We start from the raw sequence: 25846 nt of genomic DNA on the forward strand, positions 1-25846 counted from the left end.
AAGCGGGATAATCGCCGCTAGAATGGACTTATTGCGTTGCATCATATTCAGGAGAAACCATGTCTTCGATCACAGAACAGTTTTCCGCAGCCACCAAATCGCAATTGGAAGCCCAGTTTCAGATTTTCAGCACGCTGGCCAACACCGCCGTCGATAGCGCGGAAAAGGTGATCGCGCTGAATATCAGCACCACCAAGGCCTCGGTAGAGAAATCCTCGGCCGCCGCCAAGAAGTTGTTGTCCGCCAAGGACCCGCAAGAATTCTTCAGCCTCGGCGCCGCCGAGCCGGCCGGCTTCGACAAGCTGCTGGCCTATGGCCGCGAGCTGTACGGCATCGCCTCCACCGCGCAGGCCGAGCTGATCAAGAGCGCCCAGAGCACCCTCAAGCAAGTCACCGACCTGGCCGCCACGCCGGCCACCGTGTTGCCGAAGACGCCGCCGGCGCTGGCCGCCGCCGTGAGCGCGGCGGTGACCGCGATCAGCACCCCGCCTGCCCCGGCCGTGGTCGCCAAGGCCGAGACGCCGCCGGCCAACGAGCCGGTCGCCGTACCGCCGCCGAAGGCCGCCAAGGCGCCGGCCAAGCCGAAACCGGCCGCCGCGCCGATCGCCGAGGCCGCAGACGACAAGCCGGTGGAAGCCAAGGTCGCCCCGGTCAAGCCATCGTTCCCGGCGCCGCCGCCGAAGCCGATCGCGCTGGCGCCGGAAAGCAAGCCCGCCAAGTTGAAAGCCGTGGCGCCCAAAGCCAAGCCGGCCCCGGGCAAGCAGCTCGACATGCTGAGCAGCGGCAAGGGCAAGAAGTAATTCGCAACTTCAGGCGGGGTCAGTCAGGCGATGCCGGAACTGCCCCCGCTTTTTGAGGCCGCCCGTTTTTCTTGTGCATGTTGTATCCTAGCGGGCTAACCGCTTCCCGAGTCAACATGTCTACACTATCAAGGCTGATCGGCGGCTTCGTGCGCCAGCACAGCCGCGCCTATATCGTGTCCGGCGCCATGCTGGCCGGCGTGGCCACGCTGAGCATCTGGGTGCCGCGCAAGGTCGGCGCCATGATCGACGGCCTGGCCGCCCATACCTTGTCCGGCAACGCGCTGCTGATGGAGCTCGGCGCGCTGCTGCTGATCGGCGCCGGCATCTACTTCCTGCGCGTCGCCTGGCGGCAGATTTTGTACGGCGCCGCCTATAAACTCGGCGTCTCGCTGCGCACCCGCCTATATACCCGCCTGACGCTGCAAGGCCCCGGCTTCTACCAGCGCCAGCGCACGGGCGACCTGATGGCGCTGGCCACCAACGACATCGACGCCATCGAGATGGCCGCCGGCGAAGCGATGCTGGCCGGCTTCGACGGCGCACTGACGCTGGTGATGGTGCTGGGCGTGATGCTGCTCGGCGTCGACTGGCGCCTGGCCTGCATCGCGCTGCTGCCCTTCCCGTTGATGGGCTGGTCGTTCTGGTACATCTCCGGCCATATCCACACCGCCTCCACCGATTCGCTCAAGCGCTTCAGCGCCCTCAACGACCATGTGCAGGAAACCCTGTCCGGCGTGCGCACCCTGCGCGCATTGGGCCTGGAACAGCGCAGCGCCAAACAGTTTTCCGAACTGGCCGGCAAGGCCTCGGACGCCAGCCTGCGCGCGCAGGTATGGGAAGCGGCCTACGAACCGGCGGTCGGCCTGACGCTGACCGCCGCCGGCGGCCTGACGCTGGGCCTGGGCGGCTACCTGGTCTGGCACGAGCAGCTGACCATCGGCGCGCTGACCGCCTTCACCATGTACCTGGGCCAGTTGATCTGGCCGATGTTCGCGGCCGGCTGGGTGCTGTCGCTGATCGAGCGCGGACGCGCCGCCTGGCAGCGCCTGCAGCCGATGCTGGACGCGCCGCTGGCCATCGACGACCACGGCACGCTGGCCACGGTGGCGCCGGGCGCGGTGTCGCTGCGCGGCGTCGGCTACGCCTATCCGGAGCAAAGCCTCCCCGCGCTGCGCGACATCACGCTGGATCTGCAGCCCGGCCAGACCCTGGGCCTGGTCGGCCCCACCGGCTGCGGCAAGTCGACGCTGCTGCGCGTGCTGCTGCGCCAATTGACGCCGCAATCGGGCAGCGTGCGATGGAGCGGCCACGCGCTGGCCGAGTACAAGCTGCACGCGCTGCGCGCCGCCATCAGCTGGGTGCCGCAGGAGTCCTTCCTGTTCTCGGCCTCGATCGCCGACAACATCGCGCTGGCCCGTCCCGGCGCCACCCGCGCGCAGGTCGAACACGCGGCCAACCTGGCCGCGATCCACGACGACATCCTCAAGTTCCCGCAGGGGTATGAAACCCAGGTCGGCGAAAAAGGCATCACGCTGTCCGGCGGCCAGCGCCAGCGCGTCGCCATCGCCCGCGCGCTGCTGGCCGACAACGATCTGCTGCTGCTCGACGACGCGCTGTCGGCGGTCGACACCGGCACCGAAACCAGCATCCTGCAGCACCTCGAAGAGCTGCGCCAGGCGCGCCCCGGCCGCAGCGCCGTCATCGCCAGCCACCGCCTCAGCTCCGTCGTCAGCGCCGACCTGATCGTCGTGCTGCGCGACGGCCGCATCAGCGAAACCGGCAGCCACGAACAACTGCTGGAGCAGGACGGCTGGTATGCCAGCCAGTGGCGCTATCAACAATTGGAAGCCAGCCTCGATGCTCTCTAAGCCAGACGAAACCTCCGCGCGCCGCCAGACCTGGCAGGCGTTCTCCCTGCTGCGGCGAGCCGCGCTGCCCGACCAGCACCACCTCGGCTGGGCCGTGATGTGGCTGATCCTGGCCGCGCTGCTCGAAGTGATGGGCCCCATCATGGGCAAGGCGCTGATCGACGAACACCTGCTGCCGCACCACCTGGACTGGCCGCGCATGGCCGGCCTGCTGGCCGGCGTGGTGCTGACCGGCTGGATCGCCAGCGGCCTGCGCTACCTGCAGCTGGTGCGCCTGTCCGGACTGGCGATGCGCTCCGTGATGCGGCTGCGCGAAATGGTCTACCGCCACGTGCTGCTGCTGCCGATGGCCTTCTTCGACCGCGCCATCACCGGCCAGCTGGTCTCGCGCGTGACCAACGACACCGAAGCGGTGAAGACGCTGTACATCCAGGTGCTGTTCGTGATGCTCGACTCGACCATCGTCCTGGTCGGCACCATCTGCGCGATGGCCTGGCTGGACTGGCGTTTGATGCTGATCGTGCTGGCGCTGCTGCCGGCGGTGCTGCTGATCGTCTGGCTGTACCAGCGCTGGAGCGCGCCGGCCGTGACCCGCGCCCGCGCGCTGCGCAGCGAGATCAACGGCCAGATGGCCGAATCCATCGGCGGCATGAGCGTGCTGCAGGCGAACAACGCCGAGGCCCGCTTCGGCGCGCGCTTCGCCACCACCAACCAGGACCACTACACGGCGCGCCTGTCCGAGCTGCGCGCCAACGCCTGGCTGCTGCGGCCCGCGCTGGACATGTTCAACATCATCCTGCTGGCCGCCGTGATCTTCCTGTTCGGCCAGCGCGAAATGACCGCCACCGAAGTCGGCGTGCTGTACGCCTTCATCAGCTACCTGGCGCGCGTGATCGAGCCGCTGATCCAGATCACCATGCAGTTCAGCCAGTTGCAGCAATCGGTGGTGGCCACCGCGCGCGTCTCCGCCCTGCTGGACGAAGGCGCGGCGCAGGAACACAGCGAAGGCCGCGCGGCCGGCGCGCGCTCCGCCGCCAACGACGGCGGCGCGCCGGCGGTCGCCATCCGCCACCTCAGCTTCGCCTACAACGAAGGCCATCCGGTGCTGCACGACCTGTCGCTGGATATCCCGCAAGGCGCCTTCTTCGGCATCGTCGGCCACACCGGCAGCGGCAAGTCGACGCTGCTGTCGCTGCTGCTGCGCTTCTATCCGGTCAGGCACGGCAGCATCGCCGTGCGTGGCATGCCGCTGGACGCCATCGACAACGAGCGCTTCCGCGCCGAAGTCGGCCTGGTGCCGCAGGATCCCTTCCTGCTGGCCGCCTCCGCCCGCGAGAACATCGACATGGGCCGCGGCCTGACGCAGGCGCAGATCGAAACCGCCGCCCGCGCCGCCCACGCGCACGACTTCATCATGGCGCTGGACCAGGGCTACGACACCGCGCTGGGCGAAGGCGGCTCGCGCCTGTCGGTCGGCCAGAAGCAGCTGATCGCCATCGCCCGCGCGCTGGCCGGCCAGCCGCGCATCCTGCTGCTGGACGAAGCGACCTCGCACATCGATTCGCAGACCGAGCAGATCGTGCAGACAGCGCTCGACGAATTGCGCGGCAAGGTCACCGTGATCGCCATCGCGCACCGGCTCTCGACCATCCGCGACGCCGACCGCATCATCGTGCTCAATCACGGCCGCATCGCCGAAACCGGCGCGCACGAGCAGCTGATGCAGATAGACGGCGGCTTGTACCAGCGCCTCTACCTGCTGCAGCAGCTGGCGGCATGAAACTATTCTAACGAAATTGATTTTTCCACCACAAATTCTGTGCGCTTTGGAAGAAAAAATCACGCATTGACGGGCTTTCTCGACTGCAACAAGAATATAATTGTCTAGACACATTCGAGGGGCATCGCGTTGGCAGTTTCGAGAAACAGCTGGTTGTTGCGAACAAAACGGCGCGCCATCACGGCCGCCGTTGCGCTGGCCTTGACCCCGGCGTTCGTGCTGGCCCAGTCCACGCTCGACGCCCGCATCCTCGATATCCGCGAACAAAGCCGCTTCGTGCCGGACAAGGCGCTGGCCCAGTTGCAAAAGCTGCAGCCGGAAACGGTCAACGCCGCGCCCCACACCCAGGCCGAATTCCTGACGCAGATCAGCGCCACCCGCATGCGCCTGGGGCAGAACGACATCGCGCTGGAGGCGGCCGAACAAGTCATCGCCTACGGCAAAAGCCTGCACGACAACGTCATCATCGCCAAGGGCATGCTGACCAAGGTCTACGTGCTGTTCGCGCAGGCCGACGTCAAGGCCGCGCACCAGCTAGCGTTCGACGCCGAGAAGCTGGCCATGTCCACCAGCGACGGCCCGCTGCGCGTGCAGGCCACCATCACGGCCGGCCAGACCTACGCCGAACAGGCCAACTTCCCGGCGGCGCTGGTCAAGCTGCAGCAGGCGGTCGACCTGGCGCGCATGGTGACCGAGGATCCGGTCAGCCTGGTGGCCGCACTCAATGCGTTGAGCAAGCTCTATACGCAGATGCGGGAATACGACAAGGCCTCCGACGCGCTCGACGAACTGCTGGCCGAAACCGAAAAACTCAACTCGCCCGGCCGCATGTCGATGGCCAAGAATACCGAGTACGGACTGGCCATCGATTCCGGCCAGCCCAAGCGCGCCTTGCGCGCGCTGCTGCAAAGCCTGGACCTGGAACGCAAGATGGGCGCCGAACGCATGGTCGGCGTCACGCTGGTCAACCTGGCGGACAGCTACCTGAAACAGCACGACTATCCGCGCGCGGCGCAGTATGCGCTGGAGTCGCTGCGCTCGTCGCAGCTGACCAACGACAAATCCACCGAGGCGACCGGCCGCGTCAACCTGGGACAGGCCTACCTGGGCATGGGCCGCCTGGCCGAGGGCAAGAAGCAGTATGAAGCGGGCCTGGCGCGCTACGAGCAGGAGAACAACAAGCCGGACCTGCAGGCGGCCCTGCGCGAATACGGCGAGGCGCTGGAGCGCGCCGGCGACCTGGCCGGCTCGGTGTCGGCCTACCACCGCGAGCGCGCGCTGTCGAACGAGCTGTTTGAAAAGCAGCGCCAGCAAGCGGTGCTGGAACTGCAGGAAAAATACGAGACCGAGAAGAAGCAGCGCCAGATCGAACTACTGAGCCGCGAGAACCAGGTCAAGGGCGCGGAGATCGACAACCGCCGCCTGCAGCAGCGCGTGTGGTGGCTGCTGGCCCTGGTGTTCGCGCTGGCGTCGATGGTGGTCGGCCTGCTGTACCGCAAGGTGCGGCACGCCAACGCCCAGCTGGAAGTGAAGAACATGGAGCTGAAAGCGCAGTCCACGCTCGATCCGTTGACCTCGCTATACAACCGCCGCCACTTCCAGGACTTCATGCGCACCATGAACACGGCGTACAAGCCGGGCGAGGAAAAACGCACGCTGCATGGCGACGACATCGTCGGCGCGCTGTTCCTGCTCGACGTCGACCACTTCAAGAACATCAACGACACCTACGGCCACGCGGCCGGCGACGCGGTGCTGAAGATGATCGCCGAGAACCTGCGCATCGCGCTGCGCGAGACCGACATGATCGTGCGTTGGGGCGGCGAGGAATTCCTGGCCTTCCTGCCGGCCATACCGCGCCACGGCGTCGATGAAATCGCGCGCCGCATCCTCAACGGCATTTCGTCGCAGGCCATCCGCTACCAGGAGCACGAAATTTCGGTGAATGTCTCGGTCGGCTTCTCGCCGTTCCCGCTGGTGCCGGCCGACGTGCCGCTGCCGTGGGAACGCGCCGTCAACCTGGTCGACATGGCGCTCTACCTGGCCAAGGCACACGGCCGCAACCGCGCCTACGGCGTGCGCGGCTTCGAGAACTTCCATCTAACCTCGATGGAAGCGATCGAGCAGGACCTGGAACGCGCCTGGCGCGCCGGTTATGTGGATCTGAGCGTGGTGTTGGGCGGTTCGCCGGAAACGCTGCCGCCATCGCCGACGGAGCACAGCAACGTCGTGCCGATCAAGCACGCGGCGCAAAAAACCGGCCACTAAACCAACGGGGACTTACTTGCCCTCGCGCTCCTTGGCCTTGGCCTGCATCTTCTCGCCCGCCTCTTCCAGCTTCTTGCCGGTTTCCTCGGTCGCCTTGTTCAGCTTTTCGCTGGCCGCGTCGGTGGCCTTGTCGATCTGCTGGCTGGTTTCCTTGGCGGCGTCGGTGATTTGCTGGTTGGCCTGCTGCGCCGCCTCCGTCAGCTGGCGGCCGGCCTTGTCGGTGACCTGGTCCAGCTTGCGTCCGGCGCGCTCGGCGGGGCCGGCCGCGCTCGGATCGTCCTTCTTCTGGCAGCCGCCCAGCAGCGCCAGCATCATCAGCGCAGCGGCCACGCGGGTCGTCGTATATGCGGTCATCGTCGTCTCCTCAAGGAATGAAACATTTCCGACAGCATACAACGAGCCGCGCCGGCGCAGCGCACGCCTCACTTGTAGATGCCGACGCCGATGACGTACTCGCCGGCCTTCTCGACGTAGGTGTTTTTCTCTTCGAGCTTTTTGGTGACGGCGTTGGGCCACATATACTTGACCCAGCCCTTGCCGGCCGGGCTGTTGCCGATCTTGAGGAATTCCTTCACCGGGAACACGCCGCCGGCGTTCAGCTCCATCAGTTCCTTGTTGATCATCTTGGCATTGTTGCCGTGCGCCAGCGCCACGCCCTTCTGGTCGAACATGAAGACATACAGGTCGCCCTGCACAAACTCGCCTTTCTGGTCGTTGAAGGCGGCGATCGCCTTGTCCTTGCCGTTCTTTTGCAGGTACTCGCCGGCCTTCTTGACCATCGCCACCGCCTCGTCGGCGGTGCCGCGTTTTTGCGCGTCTTGCGCCGTGGCGGCGCCGGTCAGGGTGAGCGTGAGTGCTGCGGCCAGCAAGAACTGGAACAGATTTTTCATGGCAAAGTCTCCCTCGTAACAGGCGCCGGGCGGCGCCAAATCAGGCGATCTTCTTGGGCGGCGGCGGCGGGGTGAAGACGATGGATTCCGATTCCGGCGCGGTGCTCATCGCATCGGACGTCTCCAGCCAGTGCATCAGCTTTTCCATGCGGCGGATTAAGATGCCCTTGCTGCTGATGTAGCCGACCTGCTCGAAGTTTTCCGGCTTGCTGACCATCTTGGAGACTGTCGGCAGATTCTCCGCCAGACGCTCGAACGCCTTGCGCGCCTTTTGCTCCCACTTGACCAGATTAGGCTCGTTGAAGCGGTTGCTCTCGTAGTAGATGGTTAAGGTTCGGTCATGATTGCCGAAACCGACAATCGCCGCGCCCTTGCGCACCGTCTCCAGCACGTCCTCCTTGATGGCAGACGTCGGCACAAACAACGCTGCGCGGCCGGTGGAATCCGGTCGCTCCAGCGGCAAATCCTGTCCCATTATTACGCTCATCACGCTTCCTGTTGTTTTGCCGGAGTTGCTGCTAGGCTATATTTAGGATTCTATATCTCTCCCCCTCCCAATACAAGGAGAATGCGCGCCGCCGTGGCTGTGGCGGTAATGGGCCGTATAATGCGGGCTGTTCCTCCCATACCGCACCACCGATGACGTCTTCCGCCTTTTCCTCCGCCTCCCGCTTCGGCGACCTTCCCGAATCCGCCGTCGACACCGCCGAGCGCAATGTGCGCGACACGCTGTCCATCGCCATCGAGCACAAGGCGCCGCACGCCGCGCTGATCGTCTACGACACCCGCACTGATCTCAACCGCGCGCTGACCGAAGCCTATCGCCGCGTCGTGCCGGACGCGCGGTTCGTCGACTTCGACGCCGTCACGCCGGACGACGTGCTGGCCGCCTTCGCGCGCATGAACGCCGGCGACCTGGTGGTGCTGATCCAGTCGACCAGCTTCCGCCTGGAGGCCTTCCGCATCCGCATCGAATTGTTCAAGCGCGGCCTGAAAGTGATCGAGCACGTGCACCTGTCGCGCATGCCGGGCGAGCAGGGATTGCACTACATCGCCTCGCTGGCCTACGACCCGGCCTACTACCGCGGCGTCGGCCACGCGCTCAAGGCCCGCATCGACGGCGCCCGGCACGGCGTGGTCGACAGCGGCGACGGCGAGCGGCTGGTATTCGGCTCGCCGTTCGAATCGGCCAAGCTGAATATCGGCGACTACAGCGGCATGAACAACATCGGCGGCCAGTTCCCGCTGGGCGAAGTGTTCACCGAGGCGCGCGACCTGGAAGCGGTCAACGGGCGGGTGCGGATTTTTGTATTTGGCGACACCGCGTTCATGGTCAACAAGCCGGAAACGCCGGTCACGCTGATCGTCGAAAAGGGCCGCGTGGTCGGCGCCGAGAACGCCACGCCGGAATTCGACAACATGCTGGCCATCATCCGCGCACATGAAGGCGAAGTGTGGTTACGCGAGCTGGGCTTCGGCATGAACCGCGCGTTCTCGCGCCACTGCATGGTCAACGACATCGGCACCTTCGAGCGCATGTGCGGCATACACCTGTCGCTCGGCGCCAAGCACGGCGTCTACGCCAAGCCGCAATTCAAGCGCAAGGACGCCCGCTACCACGTCGACGTCTTCGCCGTCACCGAAGCGGTCTACCTCGACGACCAGCAGGTCTACAGCGACGGCGCCTGGCGCCCCTAAGCGAGCAGGCCGGCTGCGCGCAACTCGAGGTCCCAGGGCGGCTCGGGCTGGTATTCGGCCACCAGGAAATCGATCAGCGCACGTACCTTGGGCGACGGCTGGCGGCTGGCGGGATACAGCGCGCTGAGGTGGTTCAGCGGCAGTTCCCAGTCGCTCAGCACCGGCACCAGCGAGCCTTCCATCAAACTGCGCCAGGCCAGGAACGTCGTGTTGTAGACGATGCCCAGGCCGCTCAGCGCGGCCTGCTGCAGTACCAGGCCGTTGTTGGCCGTGAAGGCGGCCGGCACGCGCACCGATTGCTGTTCGGCGCCGCGCGTGAAGTGCCATTGCGTGCCATCCGTCAGATGACTGAAGTGCAGGCAGCGGTGATCCTGCAAATCCTGCGGCGTCCGCGGCACGCCATGCCGCGCCAGGTATACCGGTGACGCGCACAGCACGCCGCGACACGGCGCCAGCGGACGCATGGCCAGCGCATGCACGTCCGGTATGCCGCCCACCCGCACCGTCAAATCGAAACCGTGTTCGATCGGATCGAGCAGCGCGTCGTCCACGTACAGCATCGGTTCCAACAGCGGATGCAGCAAATTGAAACGCGCCACCGCGCCCGCCAGCCACTCGCTGCCGAAGCTGGACGGCGCCTGTATCCGCAACGGCCCCGCCAAATCGGCGCCGGTCTGCGCCACCACCCGCGCCGCTTCCTGCGCCTGCGCCACCGTCGCCATGCACGGCGCCAGATAGGCTTGCCCCACGTCGGTCAGGCTGACTTCGCGCGTCGAGCGGTGCAGCAGGCGCGCCTGCAATTTATCCTCCAGTTGCAGGATATGCTTGCTGACCATCGCCCGCGTCAGCCCCAGGCGGCGACCGGCCTCGCTAAAGCTGCGCAGCCTTGCCACCTCGACGAATATCTCCATTGCCCGTAACTGGTCCATGCCCTGATTGTCTCCACTTTGGCGACAATGTGTCAACCTTTTGCGGATTGTGGGGCTCGGGGCGGCCCCGTACAATGGCTGCATCGATTATTTCAGGTTGGAGCCGAACATGCTGACAGAAGCACAAAAACAACAATATCAACGCGACGGCTACATCGTGCTGCCCGGCTTCAAGAGCGCCGAAGAGATCGCTGCACTGCGCGCCCGCGCCGCCCAGATTGTCAACGATTTCGACCCGAACGCCAAAACCGGCATCTTCAGCACCATCGAGCAGGAAAAGACCACCGACGACTATTTCCTCGGCTCCGACAACACGGTGCGCTGCTTCTTCGAGGAAGAAGCCTTCGGCCCGGACGGCCAGCTGAAACAGGACAAGTCGCTGTCGATCAACAAGATCGGCCACGCCATGCACGACCTCGACCCGGTGTTCCGCGCTTTCACGGCCGACGCCCGCCTGGACGCCGTCGCCCGCGACCTGGGCCTGAGCGACCCGAAAGTCTGGCAATCGATGTACATCTTCAAGCAGCCCGGCATCGGCGGCGAGATCCGCTGGCACCAGGACGCCACCTATTTCGACAGCGATCCGGTCAGCGTCACCACCTTCTGGTTCGCGCTGGAAGACGCCACGCTGGAAAACGGCTGCATGTGGGCCGAACCGGGCGGCCATCGCGGCCCGATGCGCGAGCGCTTCCTGCGCAGCGGCGACGACGTGCGCATGGAAAAACTGAGCGACATGCCATGGCCGGACGACAGCGTGGCCGTGCCGCTCGAATGCAAGGCCGGCACGCTGGTCTGCTTCCACGGCCTGCTGCCGCACTACAGCGCGCCGAACCGCTCGCCGGTCTCGCGCCACGCCTACACGCTGCACGCCACCGACGGCGCCACCGCCTACTCTCCGCACAACTGGATACAGCGCGACGACAAGCTGCCGGTGCGGGGCTTCCTGTAATGCGGATCGAGATTTTCGCCGCCCACTGGGGCAACAACGAACTGGCGCCGCAAGTCTTCATCGACCGCGTCAAGGCCGCCGGTTTCGACGGTATCGAGATGTCGCTGCCGCTGGACGCCGCCGCTCGCGAGGACTGGACCGGCCGCATCGCCGCCGCCGGCCTGGGCCTGATCGCCGCGCAGTGGGAGACCGTGTTCCACCCCACCTTTGAACCGCACAAGGCGGCGCTGGCCGAACTGCTGAACAACGCCTGCGCCGCCGGTCCGCTGCACGTCAACTCGCACACCGGCAAGGATTACTTCACGCCGGCGCAAAACCGCGAACTGCTGGAACTGGCGGCCGACATCTCGCGCCGGCACGGCGTGCCGATCGTGCATGAGATCCATCGCAGCCGCTTCAGCGGCCACCCGATGCTGCTGCTGCCGTATCTCGAACAGATGCCGGAACTGCAGCTGACCGCCGACCTGTCGCACTGGTGCTGCGCCTGCGAATCGCTGCTGGAAGACCAGCCGCAAACGCTGGCGAAAACCCTGCCGCATGTGCGCCACATCCACGCCCGCGTCGGTCACGCGCAAGGCCCGCAAGTGGCCGACTTCCGCGCGCCGGAAGCGCAGGCCGCGCTGGAAGCGCACCTGTCGTGGTGGGATGAGGTGATACGCCTGCGCCGCGCCGCCGGCGCCGGACGCATGACGCTGACGCCGGAATTCGGCCCGGTGCCGTACACGCAAACGCTGCCCTACACGCAGAAGGAAGTGTCGAACGCCTGGGAGCTGAACGTCGCCATGCTGGCCCTGCTGCGCCAGCGCTACGCCGCCGGCTGATCGTCGTCCGCCGGCCGCATCGGCAACACCAGCAATATGCTGGTGCCGCCGGCCGGTACCGACTCCACGCGGATCGTCCCTTTCAGCACGCCGGTCACAATGTTATAAACGATATTCATCCCCAGGCCCGAACCGCCCTGCCCCATCTTGGTGGTGAAGAAGGGGTCGAATATCTTGCGCAGCACGACCTCGTTCATGCCGATGCCGTTGTCCTTAAACTGCAGCACCACCACGTCCGTCCCCTCGCGCCGGGCGCTGATGGCGAGCGCGCCGCTGTCGCGGCCATCGAAGCCGTGCAGCAGCGCGTTGCCGATCAAGTTGCTCAGCACCTGGCTCAAGCTGCCCGGATAGGAGTCGAACAGCAGATTGGCCGGCACGTCCACCGACACCTCGCAGGCGGCGCGCCGCAGCTGCGCCGTATAGGTCGCCAGCGTATCGTTCAGCACCTCGTCCAGGCGGAAGCGGCGGCGCTGGCCGCTGGCCTGGTCCACCGCCACCTGCTTGAACGAGGTAATCAGGTCGGCCGCCCGCGTCAGCGAAGTACCCATGATGTCGCAGGCCTTGCGGGCATCCACCAGGTGCGCCTCCAGCACCGAGCGTTTCAGGCCGCCCTCGCTGGCCAGGCGGCGTTCGAAATCGCGCACCATGTCGCTCAGCGCGCTGGCCGTCAGCAGGCTGTTGCCGATCGGCGTATTCAACTCGTGCGCCACGCCCGCCACCAGCGCGCCCAACGACGCCATTTTCTCCGACGTCTGCAGATTGGTCTGCGCCTGCTTCAGCGTCGCCACCACCTTGGACATATCGTTGCGGGCCTGCTCCACATTGCTCTTCTGCTGCTCCAGCTCCGCCAGGCTCAATTCCAGTCCGCTGCGGGCGAGCGACTCGCGCCGGTTGGCCACCAGCAGCAGCGCGATCAGGGCGCTGATGATCACGCCGGCCGTGCCCACCACCAGCACCGGCAACTGCGAGCGCCCGTAGCGCGCACCGGACCTGCCCTCGAATTTCACGATCCAGTTGCGCTGGCCGACCGGCAGCACCGACTGCGACGCCAGTCCCGGTACCAGCGCGCCGCGCCGCTGGTGCGTTTCCACCTTGCCGTCGCTGTCGTACAGCAGCGTGTCGGCGCCCGCCGGCGGCGGCGTGCCGCCCTGGAAGCCGCCATCCTCGATGCGCACGTGCAGATGCTCCAGCAGCGGCGCGTCGATCACCTCGCGCATCAGCGTGTTGACGCGGAAGACGATGGCGACAAAGCCCACCAGCGCCTCGCGCCGCTCGGCCGACGTCGACAGCGGCATGCCGTTGCGGTACACCGGCGCGCGCGCCACGAAGCCCGGTTCGCCGCTGGCGTCCTGCACCAGCGTGATGCGCTCGGTGGCGATGATCTCGCCGCTGTCGCGCCCCAGCTCCAGCGCCTTCAAGTGCGGCGGCAGCGCGGCCAGGTCCAGGCCGAAGGCGTTCTCGTTGCCCTTCAGCGGTTCGGTGTATTCAATGATGTAATGCAGCGGGCGGCGGCTGGCCGGATGGATGTGGAAATTCGGATAGCCCTGCGGATCGACGCTGGTGTCGCCCTTGACCGCCTCGGTGAACGCCGGCAGCTTCGCCTCCGGCACCATGCGCACGAACTGCAAGGCCTGGAAGCCGGGATAGCGCCGGTCCACCTTGAGCTCCGTGACGAAGCGGTTGAAATGCAGGCGGTCGATACGGTCGTTGACCGCGTACAGGCCCTTCATGGCGAGCAGCATATCGAAATAGATATGCAGCCGCACCTGGGTGTCGCGCGCCACCTTCTCGGTATCGTGCTGGAAGCCGGCCTGCACCTGCAGCTTCTGCTGCGCCTCCATCACAAAATAGCAGGTCCAGGCAGTCAGGCAAACGCCGACCAGGAAGGCCAGGTAGCCGCGCCTGCCCATGTCAGCCGGCGGGATCGCTGAAGCGTTCGGCGATGGACATGAACTCCTCTTCCACCGTCAGCATCGCATCGACCACGTCGGGATCGAAATGCTCGCCGCTGCCCTGCCGTATCATCTCCATCGCCGTTTCATGCGTAAAGGCCGGCTTGTAGACGCGCTTGGAAATCAGCGCGTCATAGACGTCGGCCACCGCCATCAGGCGCGCCGACATCGGGATCGCCTCGCCGGCCAGGCCTTGCGGATAGCCGGAGCCGTCGTACTTCTCCTGGTGCGAGTAAGCGATCTCGCGCGCATAGCGCAGGAAGGTGTTGGTGTAACCCAGGTGGTTCTCGACGTTGACGATGGCGTCGCGCCCGTGCACCGTGTGCAGCTTCATCACCGCGAACTCCTCGTCGGTAAGGCGGTCCGGCTTGAGCAGGATGGCGTCCGGGATCGACACCTTGCCGATATCGTGCAGCGGCGCCGCCTTGTACAGCGCCTTGATATTGGCCTCGCTCAGCTCCTCCTCGAAGCGCTTGTGCGTCCGCAGCTGGCGCGCCAGGGCGGCGATGTAGTGCTGCACGCGGCGCAGGTGGTTGGCGGTTTCGTATTCGCGCGTCTCGGCCAGCGAGGCCATGGCCCAGATCATCGCGTCCAGCATCTGGCTCAGTTCCAGCGTGACCTCTTCGACCACGTGCTCGAGCAGGTTGCGCTGCTGCTTGAGCAGCTCGCGCGAATGGCGCAGCTGCAGGTGGGTATCGACGCGCGCGCGCAGCACCTCGGCCTCGACCGGCTTGGCGACGGCGTCGGCGCCGCCCTCCAGCATGGCGCGCGCTTCGTCGCGCCCCGCCTGCACGAAGATCACCGGGATGTCCGCCGTATCGGGACTGGACTTGAGCTGCTGGCACACGCTGTAGCCGTCGATATCGGGCAGCGCGTCGTCCAGCACCACCAGGTGCGGGCGCGGCACCTGCTGCATGACGTCCAGCGCCGCGCGGCCGGTATTGGCCAGCTTGACCTCGTATTGGTCCTGCAGCATCCCGTTCATCAAGATCAGGTTGTCCGCAGCCTCATCGACTATGAGCACGATGGCCTTTTTGACATTCATCTGCCGCTGCTCCCAGGATTCGTTCTTACCATCATCATAACCGAGCGGATTTGCTCGCCAAATATTTTTTCTGGTCCTCGCTTGCAATTATATAGTGCACTACCTATACTGTGGACATGGATACCAAAACTACCCCCACCATTCCCGCCGCCGGCGTGCCGCAGCTGGACGGCCAGCTATGCTTCGCGCTGTATTCGACCTCGCTGGCGATGAGCAAGCTGTACCGCAAGCTGTTGCGCGGCCTCGGCCTGACCTATTCCCAGTACCTCGTCATGATGGTGCTGTGGGAAAAAAACCAGCTGACCGTCTCGGAAGTGGGCGAACGCCTGTTCCTCGACTCGGCCACGCTGACGCCGCTGCTCAAGCGCATGGAGGCGGCCGACCTGCTGACCCGCACCCGCGCCGCCAGCGACGAGCGCCAGGTCATCATCACGCTGACGCCGCACGGCGACGCGCTGCGCCACGAAGCGGCCAAGCTGCCGCCGTCCATCCTGCAGGCGACCAAGTGCACGCTGGACGAAGTGGTCGGCATGAAGCAGCAGCTCGATACGCTGCGTTCCAGCCTGATGGCGTCGGCCGGCTGACGCGATGACGACCTCCGCCCCGATCTTCACCCCGTCCGCCGACACCACCGCCGCGCTGCGCAGCCAGGGCTATGCGTTGCTGCGCCCGCAGGACGTGGCCGCGCTGGCCGGCGTATCGCTCGATGCGCTGAACGCGCTGGTCCCCAGCTGGGACGCGCTGGAACTGGACAACTACCTCAAGGACGGCGGCCGCTACCGGCGCCGGCGCCACTCGTGCTTCGTCCAGGATGGCGCGCAGCTGACGCAGACCGCGCACCGCGCCCACTGGCAGCCGCTGGAATACAACGCGCTGCACGGCGGCATGCACCGCCTGTTCGAACCGATGCTGGCGGCCACCGTCGCCCAGCCGGCCTGGCACGCGCTGGTGCGCTCGGTCGGCCAGCTGTGCAGCGCGGCGCGCGGCAGCCAGGCGCCGTGGTATGTCGAAGCGCACCAGTTCCGCATCGACACCACCGACGGCATCGGCCGGCCGACGCCGGAAGGCGCGCACCGCGACGGCGTCGATTTCGTCGCCGTGATCCTGATCGCGCGCGCGCAGATCAAGGGCGGCGAGACGCGCATCTTCGAAGCGGACGGCCCGAACGGCAAGCGCTTCACGATGACCGAGCCGTGGACCATGCTGCTGCTCGACGACGCGACTGTCATCCATGAATCCACGCCGGTCCAGCCGGTAGGCAAGCACGGCCACCGCGACACGCTGGTGCTGACATGGCGAGCCGGCAGTTTCCAGGGACAGGAAAATTCCCTTTGAGGGGTTAAATCCGATATAGTCTATACAGCTAAATACTACGCATCAGGAGGGTGGCCAGTGGACACCAGCTACGAAATCCAGCCCGACGAAATTGAAATTCTGATCGTCGAAGACAGTCCTACCCAGGCCGAGCGCCTGCGCCGCCTGATCCAGTCGATGCGCTATGGCGCGCGCGTGGCGGCCAACGGCCGCGTGGCGCTGGAAGCGATCCAGGAGCGCAAGCCGCACCTGGTGCTGTCCGATATCGTCATGCCGGAAATGGACGGCTACACGCTGTGCCGCGCGATCAAGTCCGATCCGGCGCTGCGCGACATCCCGGTGATCCTGGTGACCTCGCTGATGGATCCGAAGGACATCATCCGCGGCATCGAATGCGGCGCCGACAACTTCATCCGCAAGCCGTACGCGGAAGACTACCTGCTCAACCGCATCGGCCACATGCTGATGAACCAGAAGCTGCGCAAGAGCCAGAACATGGAGATCGGCATCGCGCTCTACCTGGGCGAGCAGAAGCACTTCATCAACGCCGAGCGCCAGCAGATACTGGACCTGTTGATCTCCACCTACGAACAGGCGGTGCAGGTCAACAGCGAGCTGCAGGCGCGCGAGCGGCAGGTGATCGAACTGAACATGCGCCTGGCGCACCACGCCGGCGAGCTGGAAACCATCAACCGCGAAATCGCGCTGAAGAACCTGGAGCTGGCCGAGGCCAGCCGCATGAAGTCTGCCTTCATCGCCAACATGTCGCACGAACTGCGCACGCCGCTCAACGCCATCATCGGCTTCACCGGCGCGCTGCTGATGAAGCTCCCCGGCCCGCTGACGACGGAACAGGACAAGCAGCTCAACACCATCCGCACCAGCGCGCGCCACCTGCTCTCGCTGATCAACGACATCCTCGACGTCGCCAAGATCGAAGCGGGCAAGGTCACGCTGGAGCTGGAAACCGTGCAATGCCAGGAAGTGGTCAAGGACGTGGTCGACACGCTGCGGCCGCTGGCGCTGCAAAAGGGACTGGCGCTGGAAATGGACCTGGCCGAAACGGCCATCGTGCTGGAGACCGACCGCCGCGCGCTGACGCAGATCCTGCTCAACCTGGCCAACAACGCCATCAAGTTCACGGAAACGGGCACGGTGCGGGTGACGCTGGCGCAGCGTCCCGGCGAGGGCCAGAACATCATCGAATTCTCGGTAGCCGACAGCGGCGCCGGCATCCGCGAAGAAGACCAGGCCAAGCTGTTCCAGGCCTTCTCGCAGCTCGACTCGACCTCGACCCGGCACGCCGAAGGGGCCGGGCTGGGGCTGTACCTGTGCCAGAACTTGGCCAACCTGATCGGCGGCTCGCTGTTCTTCAAGAGCGACTTCGGCCACGGCAGCACGTTCACGCTGGCGCTATCGCGCCGCACCTGATGTGCGGCGCAGCACAAACAGTTTAACTTTTTACCACTATAGAAGGAACAACACCGTAGTTCTACGGTATTGCAGCGCAACATAAATGAGGATATATTAGGAACTGTCTCCTCCAACCGTTCGCTGAACATTGGAATTCAGCCCGCACCCATAGGTAGCGGGCTTTTTTTTGCCCCAACTCCGGGGTCAGGTCCAAAACCTGGACACGAACTCTGCCGTAGCGATCGCTACGGCAGAGTTCGTGTCCAGGTTTTGGACCTGACCCCGGAGTGACAATGTGTGATATTTTCCAGATCGCAAACATTTATACTGCGGCGATGGATTCCTTCACCCTGGTTATCGTGACCGCGCTGGCAAGCACCATCCTGGCGGCTGCGATGTTCCTGCTGTACCGGGCCAGTCCGCGCGCCACCTGCCTGCTGGACTGGTCGGCCGCCGGCCTGTTCTTCCTCGCTTCGAGCGCGCTGGCGCTGCTGGCCATGGCCGGCAGCCTGCCGTATGCGCTGGCGCCGGCGCTGGCCAATACGTTCTATGTCGCCGGTCATTTCATGCTGCTGGCCGGGGTGCGCCGCCATCTCGGCTTGCGGCCGCGCCTGGACTGGCTGCTGGCGCTGCTACTGGCGGTGCTGGCGATGCACGCCCTGCCCTACGCGCAGAGCGCCGTCCCCCATCGCCTGATCATGCTCACACCCATCGTCGCCGCCATCAACGGCAGCGTGGTCTGGCTGCTGGCGCGCCGGGCCGGCCCCGAGACCCGCTCTTCCTACCTGCCGCTGATGCTGATCGAGGGCGCCTTCATGCTGCAGCTGTCGCTGCGCGCGCTGTTCCTGGCCGTGGGCCAGACGACGCCGCTGACCCTGCTCGGCAGCCAGATCCCGCAAACCGCCGGCTCGCTGGCGGTGCTGACCTTCCTGACGCTGGCCACCATGAGCTGCGCGCTGATCGTGATCCGCCAGCAGGAACTGGCGCTGCGCAGCGCCTCGCTGACCGACAGCCTGACCGGATGGCTGAACCGGCGCGCCCTGCTGGACGTGGCCGAGCGCGAGTTCCAGCGCCATCGCCGCAGCGGCGCCGCGCTGCACATCCTGACCTTCGACATCGACCACTTCAAGTCCATCAACGACCAGCACGGCCACGCCATCGGCGACGCCGCGCTGCGCCACATCACCACCGTGTCGGCGCCGGCCCTGCGCGGCTACGACGCGATGTTCCGCATCGGCGGCGAGGAATTCGCCGCGCTGATCGCCGGCGGTGACCGCGTCAACGCGCGCCGGATCGGCGAACGGCTGCGCGAGCTGATCGAACATGCGCCGCTGCTGATCGACGGCCACCGCATCACCCTGACGGTCAGCGTCGGCATCGCCGCCTGCGAGGCCGGCGACCTGCACTGGGACGACGCGCTGCGCCGCGCCGACCAGGCGCTGTACCACGCCAAGCGCCACGGCCGCAACCGCCTGAGCGTCCATGGCGAAGACCTGTTGCCGGAAGCCCCCGCCCGCCTCGCCTGAATATTTTCCCAACCTTGCAATATCCGCGCACGGCATACGTCTACCTGTAGGCACGACCTTTCAGGAATAAATTAAACGATCGATTTAGTTATATCAATTGTTTAAATTATGTGATGTAATGCCGCCCATGAACGCTAAACACACTTCCACCGACATCAGCCAGCCCGCCGACGACGCCCGCAAGCCACGCTCGGACGGCGAACAATCGCGCATCCGCCTGCTCGACGCGGCCAAGCGCCTGTTCGGCGAACAAGGCTTTTCCAAGACCTCCACGCGCGAGATCGCCCAGGCCGCCAACGCCAACGTCGCGGCGATCAGCTACTACTTCGGCGACAAGGCCGGCCTGTACCAGGCCTGCTTCGCGTCGATCTGCCTGCCGCCCGAGGAGAGCATCGCCAAGTTCGCCCAGCCGCATTTCACGCTGCGCGAATCGCTGCAGGGCTACTACGGCCAGATGATCGCGCCGCTGCTGGCGGGCGAGGATGCGGAAGTGCTGGTCAAGCTGTTCTACCGCGAGATGCTGGAACCGACCGGCCTGTGGCAACAGGAGATCGAGAACAACATCAAGCCGGAGCACCAGGCGCTGGCGGGCGTGTTGTGCCGTCACCTGGGCCTGAAAAAACCCAATGACGACATCCATCGTCTAGCCTACGCGATCGTCGGCATGGGCATACAGATCCTGATCGGGCGCGACATCGTCAACCAGATCACCCCGCACATGCTGGCCTCTCCGGCGGCCATCGCGCAATGGGGCGAATACCTGGTGGTCTTTGCCGAAGCACTGGTCAATGCGGAAAAAATCAAACTTCAACAGGGGAAAGCATGAAGATCCTATTACGCGCGGCGGCACTGGCCGTCGCCGCGGCACTGAGCGCGTGCGCCACGCAGATGCCTGCGCAGCACGTGGCGGCGCAAGCGCCGCAGCAGTGGCAGGCGCCGCTGCCGCACAACGGCAGCCAGGCCGACCTGGCCAGCTGGTGGCAGCACCAGGCGGACGCGCTGCTGGTGCAGCTGATCGAGTCGGCGCAGGCGGTCAGCCCGACGGTGGCCTCGGCCGGCTCGCGCATCGCGCAGTCGCGCGCCGAGCGCGTGGCAGCGGGCGCCGCGCTGGCGCCGACGCTCGACGCGGCGGCCAGCGTCAACCGCTCCAACCAGCAATCGGCGCTGCCGATGGGGACCACCTCGCAGGCCGCGCTCAACGCGTCGTGGGAGATCGACCTGTTCGGCGCCAACCGCGCGGCGCGCGACGCGGCCCAGGCGCGCCTCGACAGCGCCCACGCCGGCTGGCATGACGCCCGCGTCTCGGTCGCCGCCGAAGTGGCCAACCAGTACTACGGCCTGCGCGCCTGCGAGCAGTTGCTGGCCGTGGCCAAACAGGATGCCGCCTCGCGCGCCGACACCACGCGCCTGACGGAGCTGAGCGCCAAGGCCGGCTTCCAGTCGCCGGCCAGCCTGTCGCTGGCGCGCGCCAGCGCGGCCGACGGCAACAGCCGCTATATCCAGCAGCGCGCGGCCTGCGACGTCGATGTCAAGGCGCTGGTCGCGCTGACGGCGATCCCGGAACCCGAGCTGCGCGGCAAGCTGGCCGCATCCAGCGCCGCCGCCGCGGTGGCGCCGGCGATGGCGATCCCGGAACTGCCGGCGCGCACCTTGAGCCAGCGCCCGGACGTCTTCACCGCCGAGCGCGAAGTGACGGCGGCCAGCTTCGATGTCGGCAACGCCCAGGCGCAGCGCTATCCGCGCCTGTCCCTGTCGGGCTCCGTCGGCGTGGCCAACTTCCGCACCGGCGGCGACAACACCAAGACCGACACCTGGACCATCGGCCCGGTCTCGGTATCGCTGCCGATCTTCGACGCCGGCAGGCGCCGCGCCAACGTCGACGCGGCCAGCGCGCGCTACGACCTGGCCGTCTCCAGCTACCGCTCCACGGTGCGCCAGGCCGTCAGCGAAGTCGAACAGGCGCTGGTCAACCTGGACAGCACCGCCGAACGCGCGGGCGACGCGCAGACCGCGCTGGAAGGCTACCGCGCCAACTTCACGGCGGTGGACGACCGCTACAAGAACGGCCTGGCCAGCCTGTTCGAGCTGGAGGACGCGCGCCGCACCCGCCTGGCCGCCGAGCAAACCGTCATCAACCTGCAGCGCGAACGCAGCGCCGCGTGGGTAGCGCTGTACCGCGCCGCCGGCGGCGGCTGGACCGCGCCGACCGCATCCAACGACAATGCGCCAGCAGTCGCAAGCGCCAACTAAGAAGAAACCGCCATGAACAAACTGAAAACCAATCTGAAGCCCGTCGCCTTTGCCCTGCTGGCCGCATTCGTCATCGGCGGCATCGGCATGGCCGTGTACTCGCCCGCCACGCAGGCGGCCGACGAGAAGAAAGCCGAAGCCCCCAAAGCCGCGCTGACCATCACCACCACCAGGCCGGTGGCCGCCAGCCTGCCGATCAAGCTGGCCGCCAACGGCAACGTCGCCGCCTGGCAGGAAGCCAGCGTCAGCAGCGAATCGAACGGCCTGCGCCTGACCGAAGTGCGCGTCAACGTCGGCGACGTGGTCAAGGCCGGCGACGTGCTGGCCGTGTTCTCGGCCGATACCGTCAACGCCGACCTGGCGCAGGCGCAAGCCGCCGTGCACGAAGCCGAAGCCAACGCCGCCGATGCCGCCGCCAACGCGGCGCGCGCCCGCACGCTGCAAAACTCCGGCGCCCTGAGCGCGCAGCAGATCAGCCAGTACAACACCGCCGAGCAAACCGCCAACGCCCGCATCGCCTCGGCCAAGGCGGCGCTGGCCACCCAGCAGCTGCGCCTGAAATACACCAGGGTCGTGGCGCCGGACAGCGGCATCATCTCGGCCAGGACCAACAACGCCACCGTCGGCGCGGTCTCCGCGCCGGGCACGGAACTGTTCCGCATGATCCGCCAGGGCCGCCTGGAATGGCGCGCCGAAGTCGTCGCGCAAGACCTGCACAACCTGAAGCCGGGCACCAGCGCCGTCGTCAAGGCCGCCAACGGCAGCGAGTTGACCGGCAAGGTGCGCATGATCGCGCCGACCGTCGACCTGCAGACCCGCTCGGCGCTGGTCTATGTCGACCTGCCGGCCAACATCAGCAAGGACGCGCCGTTCAAGGCCGGCATGTTCGCCAGCGGCCAGTTCGAGCTGGGCGCCTCGCAGGCGATGACCGTGCCGCAGCAATCGATCGTCGTGCGCGACGGCTTCAGCTTCGTGTTCCGCCTCAACGCCGACAAGCATGTCAGCCAGATCAAGGTCACGCCGGGCCGCCGCCTGGGCGACCGCATCGAAGTGCTGGGCGGGCTGACCGCCGACACCCAGGTGGTGGTGCGCGGGGCCGGCTTCCTCAACGACGGCGACCTGGTACACAAGGTCGACGAGACCGCGCCCGCCAAGGTCGCCGCAGCTGCGGCACCGGCGCGCGCCAAGTAAGGAAGCGCCATGAATTTCTCCTCCCTATCGATCAAGAACCCGATCCCGGCGATCATGCTGTTCGCCCTGCTGACGCTGGCCGGCTTCATGGCCTACAAGGCCAATCCGGTGCAGGACTTCCCGGACATCGAACTGCCCATCGTCACCATCACCGCCACGCTGGACGGCAGCGCGCCGGCGCAGCTGGAGACGGAAGTCTCGCGCAAGCTGGAAGACTCGGTCGCCACGCTGCAGGGCGTGAAGAACATCTACACCACCGTGCTCGATGGCGTCTCGACCACCACCGTCGAATTCATCCTGGAGAAGAACATCTCCGACGCGGTGAACGACGTGCGCGACGCCGTGGCCCGCGTCAAGGCCGACCTGCCGGCCGAGCTGCGCGACCCGACCGTGACCAAGGCCTCCACCGCCGGCCGCGTGATCCTGACCTTCACCGCGGCCGCCGCGCCGACCACCGGCGAGAAGCTGGACAACCAGGAACTGAGCTGGTTCGTCGACAACACCGTCGCCAAGCGTTTGCTGGCGGTGCCCGGCGTCGGCGCGGTCAAGCGCGTCGGCGGCGTGTATCGCGAGATCCGCGTCGAGCTGGATGAGAACCGCATGGCCGCGCTGCGCGTGTCGGCGCTGGACGTCTCGCGCCAGCTGCGCCTGGTGCAGAAGGAAGCACCGGGCGGACGCGGCGACGTCAGCGGCGCCGAGCAATCGGTACGCACCATCGCCACCGTGCACACGGCCGCCGAACTGGCCGCCATCGACCTGCCGCTGACCGACGGCCGCCGCGTGCGCCTCGACCAGGTGGCCACCATCACCGACACCGTCTCCGAACCGCGCGCCATCGCGCTGCAGGACGGCAAACCGGTGATCGGCTTTGAAATCTTCCGCACCAAGGGCGCCAGCGAAGTGGCCGTCGCCAAGGGTGCGCGCGCCGCCATCGAAGAACTGCAGCACAACAATCCGAAAGTCGTGCTGGCCCAGGTCATCGACAACGCCTTCCCGGTCGAGGAAAACTTCGACGGCTCGATGGAGCTGCTGTACGAGGGCGCGATCCTGGCCGTGCTGGTGGTCTGGTGGTTCCTGCGCGACTGGCGCGCCACGCTGGTCGCCGCCGCCGCGCTGCCGCTGTCGGTGATGCCGGCCTTCCTCGGCCTGTACTTCTTCGGCTACACGCTCAACACCGTCACGCTGCTGTCGCTGGCCCTGGTGGTCGGCGTACTGGTCGACGACGCCATCGTTGAAATCGAAAACATCGAACGCCATCTGCGCATGGGCAAGAGCCCGATGGAAGCGGCGATGGAAGCGGCCGACGAAATCGGCATGGCGGTGATCGCCACCACCTTCGCGCTGGTCGCCGTGTTCCTGCCGACCGCCTTCATGGGCGGCGTGCCCGGCCTGTTCTTCAAGCAGTTCGGCTGGACCGCCGTGATCGCCGTGCTGGCGTCGCTGGTCGTCGCCCGCCTGCTGACGCCGATGATGGCCGCCTACATCCTCAAACCGGCCGTGCACAAGGAGGAAAAAGACGGCTGGATCATGACGCGCTACCTCACCATGATGCGCTGGTGCCTGAAGAACCGCTGGATCACGGCGACCGCCGCCGGCGTGTTCTTCGTCTGCTCGATCATGCTGGTGGGCCTGCTGCCGACCGGCTTCGTGCCGGCCGCCGACCGCGCGCAAACCCAGATCAACCTGGAACTGCCGCCCGGCTCCACGCTGGCCGAAACCGCCGTCGTCGCCGAGCGCGCGCGCCAGGCCGCGATGGAAGTCAAGGGCGTCAAGGCCATCTTCAGCTCCATCGGCGGCGGCTCCAGCGGCGACGCCTTCGCGCCCGGCGCGGCGGCCGAAGCGCGCAGCGCCGTGCTGACGCTGACCACCGCACACCGCACCCACCGCAAGGAATCGATGGCCGACATCGAAGCCGACATCCGCCACAAGCTGGACGCCATTCCCGGCGCCCGCTTCAAGGTCGGCCCGGCCGACAACGGCGTCAAGATGCAGCTGGTGCTGCGCAGCGAGGACCCGGTCGCGCTGAAGGAAACCGCGCAAAAGGTCGAGCGCGAAATGCGCACGCTCAAGGGCGTCGGCAACGTGCGCTCCAGCGCCTCGCTGGTGCGTCCCGAGATCATCGTCACGCCGGACTTCGCCAAGGCGGCCGACCTGGGCGTGACCGCCTCGGCCATCGGCCAGACCGTGCGCGTCGCCACCGCCGGCGACTACGACACCGACCTGACCAAGATGAACCTGCCGGAACGCCAGGTGCCGATCCGCGTCAAGCTGCCGGACGCCGTGCGCGCCGACCTCGACGCCATCGGCCGCCTGACGGTGCCGGGCAAGAACGGCCCGGTACTGCTGGCCACCGTCGCCACCATCACGATGGAGAGCGGCCCGGCGCAGATCAATCGCCTCAACCGCAGCCGCAACGTCACGCTGGAAGTGGAGCTGGGCAAGCGCGCGCTGGGTGAAGTCAACCAGGAAGCGCGCGCGCTGCCGTCGCTGAAGAACCTGCCGCCGTCGGTCAAGATCGCGGAACTGGGCGACACCCAGGAGATGGCCGCGCTGTTCGCCAGCTTCGGCATCGCCATGCTGATCGGCGTGTTGTGCATCTACTGCGTGCTGGTGCTGCTGTTCAAGGACTTCATGCAGCCGGTGACGATCCTGGCGGCGCTGCCGCTGTCGATGGGCGGCGCGTTTGTCGCGCTGCTGGTCACCGGCCAGGCGCTGTCGATGCCGTCGATGATCGGCCTGATCATGCTGATGGGGATCGTTACGAAAAACTCAATCTTATTGGTTGATTATGCTATTCTGGCGCGTCAGGAAGGCATGGGCCGATTCGAGGCGCTGGTCGACGCCTGCCACAAGCGCAGCCGTCCGATCCTGATGACCACGATCGCGATGGGCGCCGGCATGATGCCGCTGGCATTGGGCTGGGGCGCGGACCCGAGCTTCCGCGCACCGATGGCGATCACGGTGATCGGCGGGCTGATCACGTCGACCTTGCTGAGCCTGCTGGTGATCCCGGCCGTGTTCACCCTGATCGACGACCTGGAGCATCTGCCGGCGCGCCTGCTGCGCAAGCTGCGTCGCCAGCCGGAGCCGGCGGCCGAGGAACCGGCGCCGGTGCTGCGCAAGATCGCGGGCGGCCATTAATCAAGGAG

21 protein-coding genes are annotated in these 25846 nt (G+C 66.3%); 15 read left to right on the forward strand and 6 right to left on the reverse strand.

Going from position 1 to position 25846, the window contains the following annotated elements; all coding sequences use genetic code 11:
- Positions 1-59: 59 nt before the first annotated feature.
- From ACEN9F_RS12825 to ACEN9F_RS12840, 4 genes are all read left to right on the forward strand, one after another.
- A complete protein-coding gene (locus ACEN9F_RS12825) occupies positions 60-800 on the forward strand; it encodes a phasin family protein (protein WP_413420402.1) in 741 nt (246 codons plus the stop codon).
- A 116-nt stretch (positions 801-916) separates the two neighbouring features.
- Complete coding sequence (locus ACEN9F_RS12830; RefSeq protein ID WP_413420403.1) at positions 917-2671, forward strand: ABC transporter ATP-binding protein; 1755 nt, start codon at positions 917-919, stop codon at positions 2669-2671.
- Positions 2661-4451 (forward strand): ABC transporter ATP-binding protein, encoded by a 1791-nt coding sequence (locus ACEN9F_RS12835; protein ID WP_413420404.1) that lies wholly within the window; start codon positions 2661-2663, stop codon positions 4449-4451. The genes ACEN9F_RS12830 and ACEN9F_RS12835 overlap by 11 nt, the downstream gene beginning before the upstream one ends.
- A 381-nt stretch (positions 4452-4832) precedes the next feature.
- Positions 4833-6719 carry a diguanylate cyclase gene (locus ACEN9F_RS12840; protein ID WP_413427050.1) on the forward strand — a complete coding sequence of 629 codons (1887 nt, stop codon included), beginning with the start codon at positions 4833-4835 and terminating at the stop codon, positions 6717-6719.
- 12 nt (positions 6720-6731) lie between these two features.
- On the opposite strand, the gene ACEN9F_RS12845 is transcribed toward ACEN9F_RS12840, so the two are convergent.
- The 3 genes from ACEN9F_RS12845 to ACEN9F_RS12855 all read right to left on the reverse strand — a co-directional run bounded on the left by ACEN9F_RS12845 (position 6732) and on the right by ACEN9F_RS12855 (position 8096).
- Positions 6732-7073: an apolipophorin gene (locus tag ACEN9F_RS12845; protein ID WP_413420405.1), complete on the reverse strand. Its 342-nt coding sequence runs from the start codon at positions 7071-7073 to the stop codon at positions 6732-6734.
- A 68-nt stretch (positions 7074-7141) separates the two neighbouring features.
- Complete coding sequence (locus ACEN9F_RS12850; RefSeq protein WP_413420406.1) at positions 7142-7609, reverse strand: cache domain-containing protein; 468 nt, start codon at positions 7607-7609, stop codon at positions 7142-7144.
- A 40-nt stretch (positions 7610-7649) separates the two neighbouring features.
- Entirely contained in the window at positions 7650-8096 is a 447-nt protein-coding gene (locus tag ACEN9F_RS12855; protein WP_413420407.1) for a hypothetical protein, read from the reverse strand.
- 152 nt (positions 8097-8248) lie between these two features.
- Between ACEN9F_RS12855 and ACEN9F_RS12860 the strand changes: the two genes are divergently transcribed.
- Positions 8249-9307, forward strand: coding sequence for a hypothetical protein (locus ACEN9F_RS12860; protein WP_413420408.1), 1059 nt, complete (start codon positions 8249-8251; stop codon positions 9305-9307).
- On the opposite strand, the gene ACEN9F_RS12865 is transcribed toward ACEN9F_RS12860, so the two are convergent.
- A complete protein-coding gene (locus ACEN9F_RS12865) occupies positions 9304-10236 on the reverse strand; it encodes a LysR substrate-binding domain-containing protein (protein ID WP_413420409.1) in 933 nt (310 codons plus the stop codon). The genes ACEN9F_RS12860 and ACEN9F_RS12865 overlap by 4 nt on opposite strands.
- A gap of 109 nt (positions 10237-10345) precedes the next feature.
- Here ACEN9F_RS12865 and ACEN9F_RS12870 point away from each other — a divergent pair, with 109 nt between their 5' ends.
- Positions 10346-11185, forward strand: a complete 840-nt coding sequence (locus ACEN9F_RS12870) for a phytanoyl-CoA dioxygenase family protein (protein ID WP_413420410.1) — start codon at positions 10346-10348, stop codon at positions 11183-11185.
- Positions 11185-12006 (forward strand): sugar phosphate isomerase/epimerase family protein, encoded by an 822-nt coding sequence (locus ACEN9F_RS12875; RefSeq protein WP_413420411.1) that lies wholly within the window; start codon positions 11185-11187, stop codon positions 12004-12006. The genes ACEN9F_RS12870 and ACEN9F_RS12875 overlap by 1 nt, the downstream gene beginning before the upstream one ends.
- Here ACEN9F_RS12875 and ACEN9F_RS12880 read toward each other — a convergent pair.
- Positions 11991-13916: a CHASE domain-containing protein gene (locus ACEN9F_RS12880; RefSeq protein ID WP_413420412.1), complete on the reverse strand. Its 1926-nt coding sequence runs from the start codon at positions 13914-13916 to the stop codon at positions 11991-11993. The two genes, ACEN9F_RS12875 and ACEN9F_RS12880, sit on opposite strands and share 16 nt — an antisense overlap.
- Position 13917: 1 nt before the next feature.
- The gene (locus tag ACEN9F_RS12885; RefSeq protein WP_413420413.1) at positions 13918-15003 is read right to left on the reverse strand and encodes an HD domain-containing phosphohydrolase; all 1086 of its coding nucleotides are present in this window, start codon (positions 15001-15003) and stop codon (positions 13918-13920) included.
- Between the two features lie 116 nt (positions 15004-15119).
- Between ACEN9F_RS12885 and ACEN9F_RS12890 the strand changes: the two genes are divergently transcribed.
- The 8 genes from ACEN9F_RS12890 (at position 15120) to ACEN9F_RS12925 (ending at position 25838) form a co-directional block, all read left to right on the forward strand.
- Positions 15120-15587, forward strand: coding sequence for a MarR family winged helix-turn-helix transcriptional regulator (locus ACEN9F_RS12890; protein WP_413420414.1), 468 nt, complete (start codon positions 15120-15122; stop codon positions 15585-15587).
- Positions 15588-15591: 4 nt separating this feature from the next.
- Positions 15592-16338, forward strand: a complete 747-nt coding sequence (locus ACEN9F_RS12895) for a 2OG-Fe dioxygenase family protein (protein ID WP_413420415.1) — start codon at positions 15592-15594, stop codon at positions 16336-16338.
- 57 nt (positions 16339-16395) lie between these two features.
- Positions 16396-17748 carry a hybrid sensor histidine kinase/response regulator gene (locus tag ACEN9F_RS12900; RefSeq protein ID WP_413420416.1) on the forward strand — a complete coding sequence of 451 codons (1353 nt, stop codon included), beginning with the start codon at positions 16396-16398 and terminating at the stop codon, positions 17746-17748.
- Between the two features lie 317 nt (positions 17749-18065).
- On the forward strand, positions 18066-19256 hold the full coding sequence (locus ACEN9F_RS12905) for a diguanylate cyclase (protein WP_413420417.1): 1191 nt from the start codon (positions 18066-18068) through the stop codon (positions 19254-19256).
- Between the two features lie 127 nt (positions 19257-19383).
- Positions 19384-20082, forward strand: a complete 699-nt coding sequence (locus ACEN9F_RS12910; RefSeq protein WP_413420418.1) for a CerR family C-terminal domain-containing protein — start codon at positions 19384-19386, stop codon at positions 20080-20082.
- On the forward strand, positions 20079-21506 hold the full coding sequence (locus ACEN9F_RS12915) for an efflux transporter outer membrane subunit (RefSeq protein WP_413420419.1): 1428 nt from the start codon (positions 20079-20081) through the stop codon (positions 21504-21506). The genes ACEN9F_RS12910 and ACEN9F_RS12915 overlap by 4 nt, the downstream gene beginning before the upstream one ends.
- Positions 21507-21518: 12 nt before the next feature.
- On the forward strand, positions 21519-22697 hold the full coding sequence (locus ACEN9F_RS12920; RefSeq protein WP_413420420.1) for an efflux RND transporter periplasmic adaptor subunit: 1179 nt from the start codon (positions 21519-21521) through the stop codon (positions 22695-22697).
- A 9-nt stretch (positions 22698-22706) separates the two neighbouring features.
- Positions 22707-25838: an efflux RND transporter permease subunit gene (locus ACEN9F_RS12925; protein ID WP_413420421.1), complete on the forward strand. Its 3132-nt coding sequence runs from the start codon at positions 22707-22709 to the stop codon at positions 25836-25838.
- The last annotated feature ends 8 nt before the right edge of the window (positions 25839-25846 follow it).

The sequence above is a fragment of the Duganella sp. CT11-25 genome, from assembly GCF_047302815.1.
Lineage (GTDB): Bacteria > Pseudomonadota > Gammaproteobacteria > Burkholderiales > Burkholderiaceae_D > Rugamonas.

Coding starts and splice junctions, on each gene's coding strand:
- ACEN9F_RS12825 (WP_413420402.1), top strand. CDS start 60: ATGTCTTCGATCACAGAACAGTTTTCCGCAGCCACCAAATCGCAATTG.
- ACEN9F_RS12830 (WP_413420403.1), top strand. CDS start 917: ATGTCTACACTATCAAGGCTGATCGGCGGCTTCGTGCGCCAGCACAGC.
- ACEN9F_RS12835 (WP_413420404.1), top strand. CDS start 2,661: ATGCTCTCTAAGCCAGACGAAACCTCCGCGCGCCGCCAGACCTGGCAG.
- ACEN9F_RS12840 (WP_413427050.1), top strand. CDS start 4,833: ATGCGCCTGGGGCAGAACGACATCGCGCTGGAGGCGGCCGAACAAGTC.
- ACEN9F_RS12845 (WP_413420405.1), bottom strand. CDS start 7,073: ATGACCGCATATACGACGACCCGCGTGGCCGCTGCGCTGATGATGCTG.
- ACEN9F_RS12850 (WP_413420406.1), bottom strand. CDS start 7,609: ATGAAAAATCTGTTCCAGTTCTTGCTGGCCGCAGCACTCACGCTCACC.
- ACEN9F_RS12855 (WP_413420407.1), bottom strand. CDS start 8,096: ATGAGCGTAATAATGGGACAGGATTTGCCGCTGGAGCGACCGGATTCC.
- ACEN9F_RS12860 (WP_413420408.1), top strand. CDS start 8,249: ATGACGTCTTCCGCCTTTTCCTCCGCCTCCCGCTTCGGCGACCTTCCC.
- ACEN9F_RS12865 (WP_413420409.1), bottom strand. CDS start 10,236: ATGGACCAGTTACGGGCAATGGAGATATTCGTCGAGGTGGCAAGGCTG.
- ACEN9F_RS12870 (WP_413420410.1), top strand. CDS start 10,346: ATGCTGACAGAAGCACAAAAACAACAATATCAACGCGACGGCTACATC.
- ACEN9F_RS12875 (WP_413420411.1), top strand. CDS start 11,185: ATGCGGATCGAGATTTTCGCCGCCCACTGGGGCAACAACGAACTGGCG.
- ACEN9F_RS12880 (WP_413420412.1), bottom strand. CDS start 13,916: ATGGGCAGGCGCGGCTACCTGGCCTTCCTGGTCGGCGTTTGCCTGACT.
- ACEN9F_RS12885 (WP_413420413.1), bottom strand. CDS start 15,003: ATGAATGTCAAAAAGGCCATCGTGCTCATAGTCGATGAGGCTGCGGAC.
- ACEN9F_RS12890 (WP_413420414.1), top strand. CDS start 15,120: ATGGATACCAAAACTACCCCCACCATTCCCGCCGCCGGCGTGCCGCAG.
- ACEN9F_RS12895 (WP_413420415.1), top strand. CDS start 15,592: ATGACGACCTCCGCCCCGATCTTCACCCCGTCCGCCGACACCACCGCC.
- ACEN9F_RS12905 (WP_413420417.1), top strand. CDS start 18,066: ATGGATTCCTTCACCCTGGTTATCGTGACCGCGCTGGCAAGCACCATC.
- ACEN9F_RS12910 (WP_413420418.1), top strand. CDS start 19,384: ATGAACGCTAAACACACTTCCACCGACATCAGCCAGCCCGCCGACGAC.
- ACEN9F_RS12915 (WP_413420419.1), top strand. CDS start 20,079: ATGAAGATCCTATTACGCGCGGCGGCACTGGCCGTCGCCGCGGCACTG.
- ACEN9F_RS12920 (WP_413420420.1), top strand. CDS start 21,519: ATGAACAAACTGAAAACCAATCTGAAGCCCGTCGCCTTTGCCCTGCTG.
- ACEN9F_RS12925 (WP_413420421.1), top strand. CDS start 22,707: ATGAATTTCTCCTCCCTATCGATCAAGAACCCGATCCCGGCGATCATG.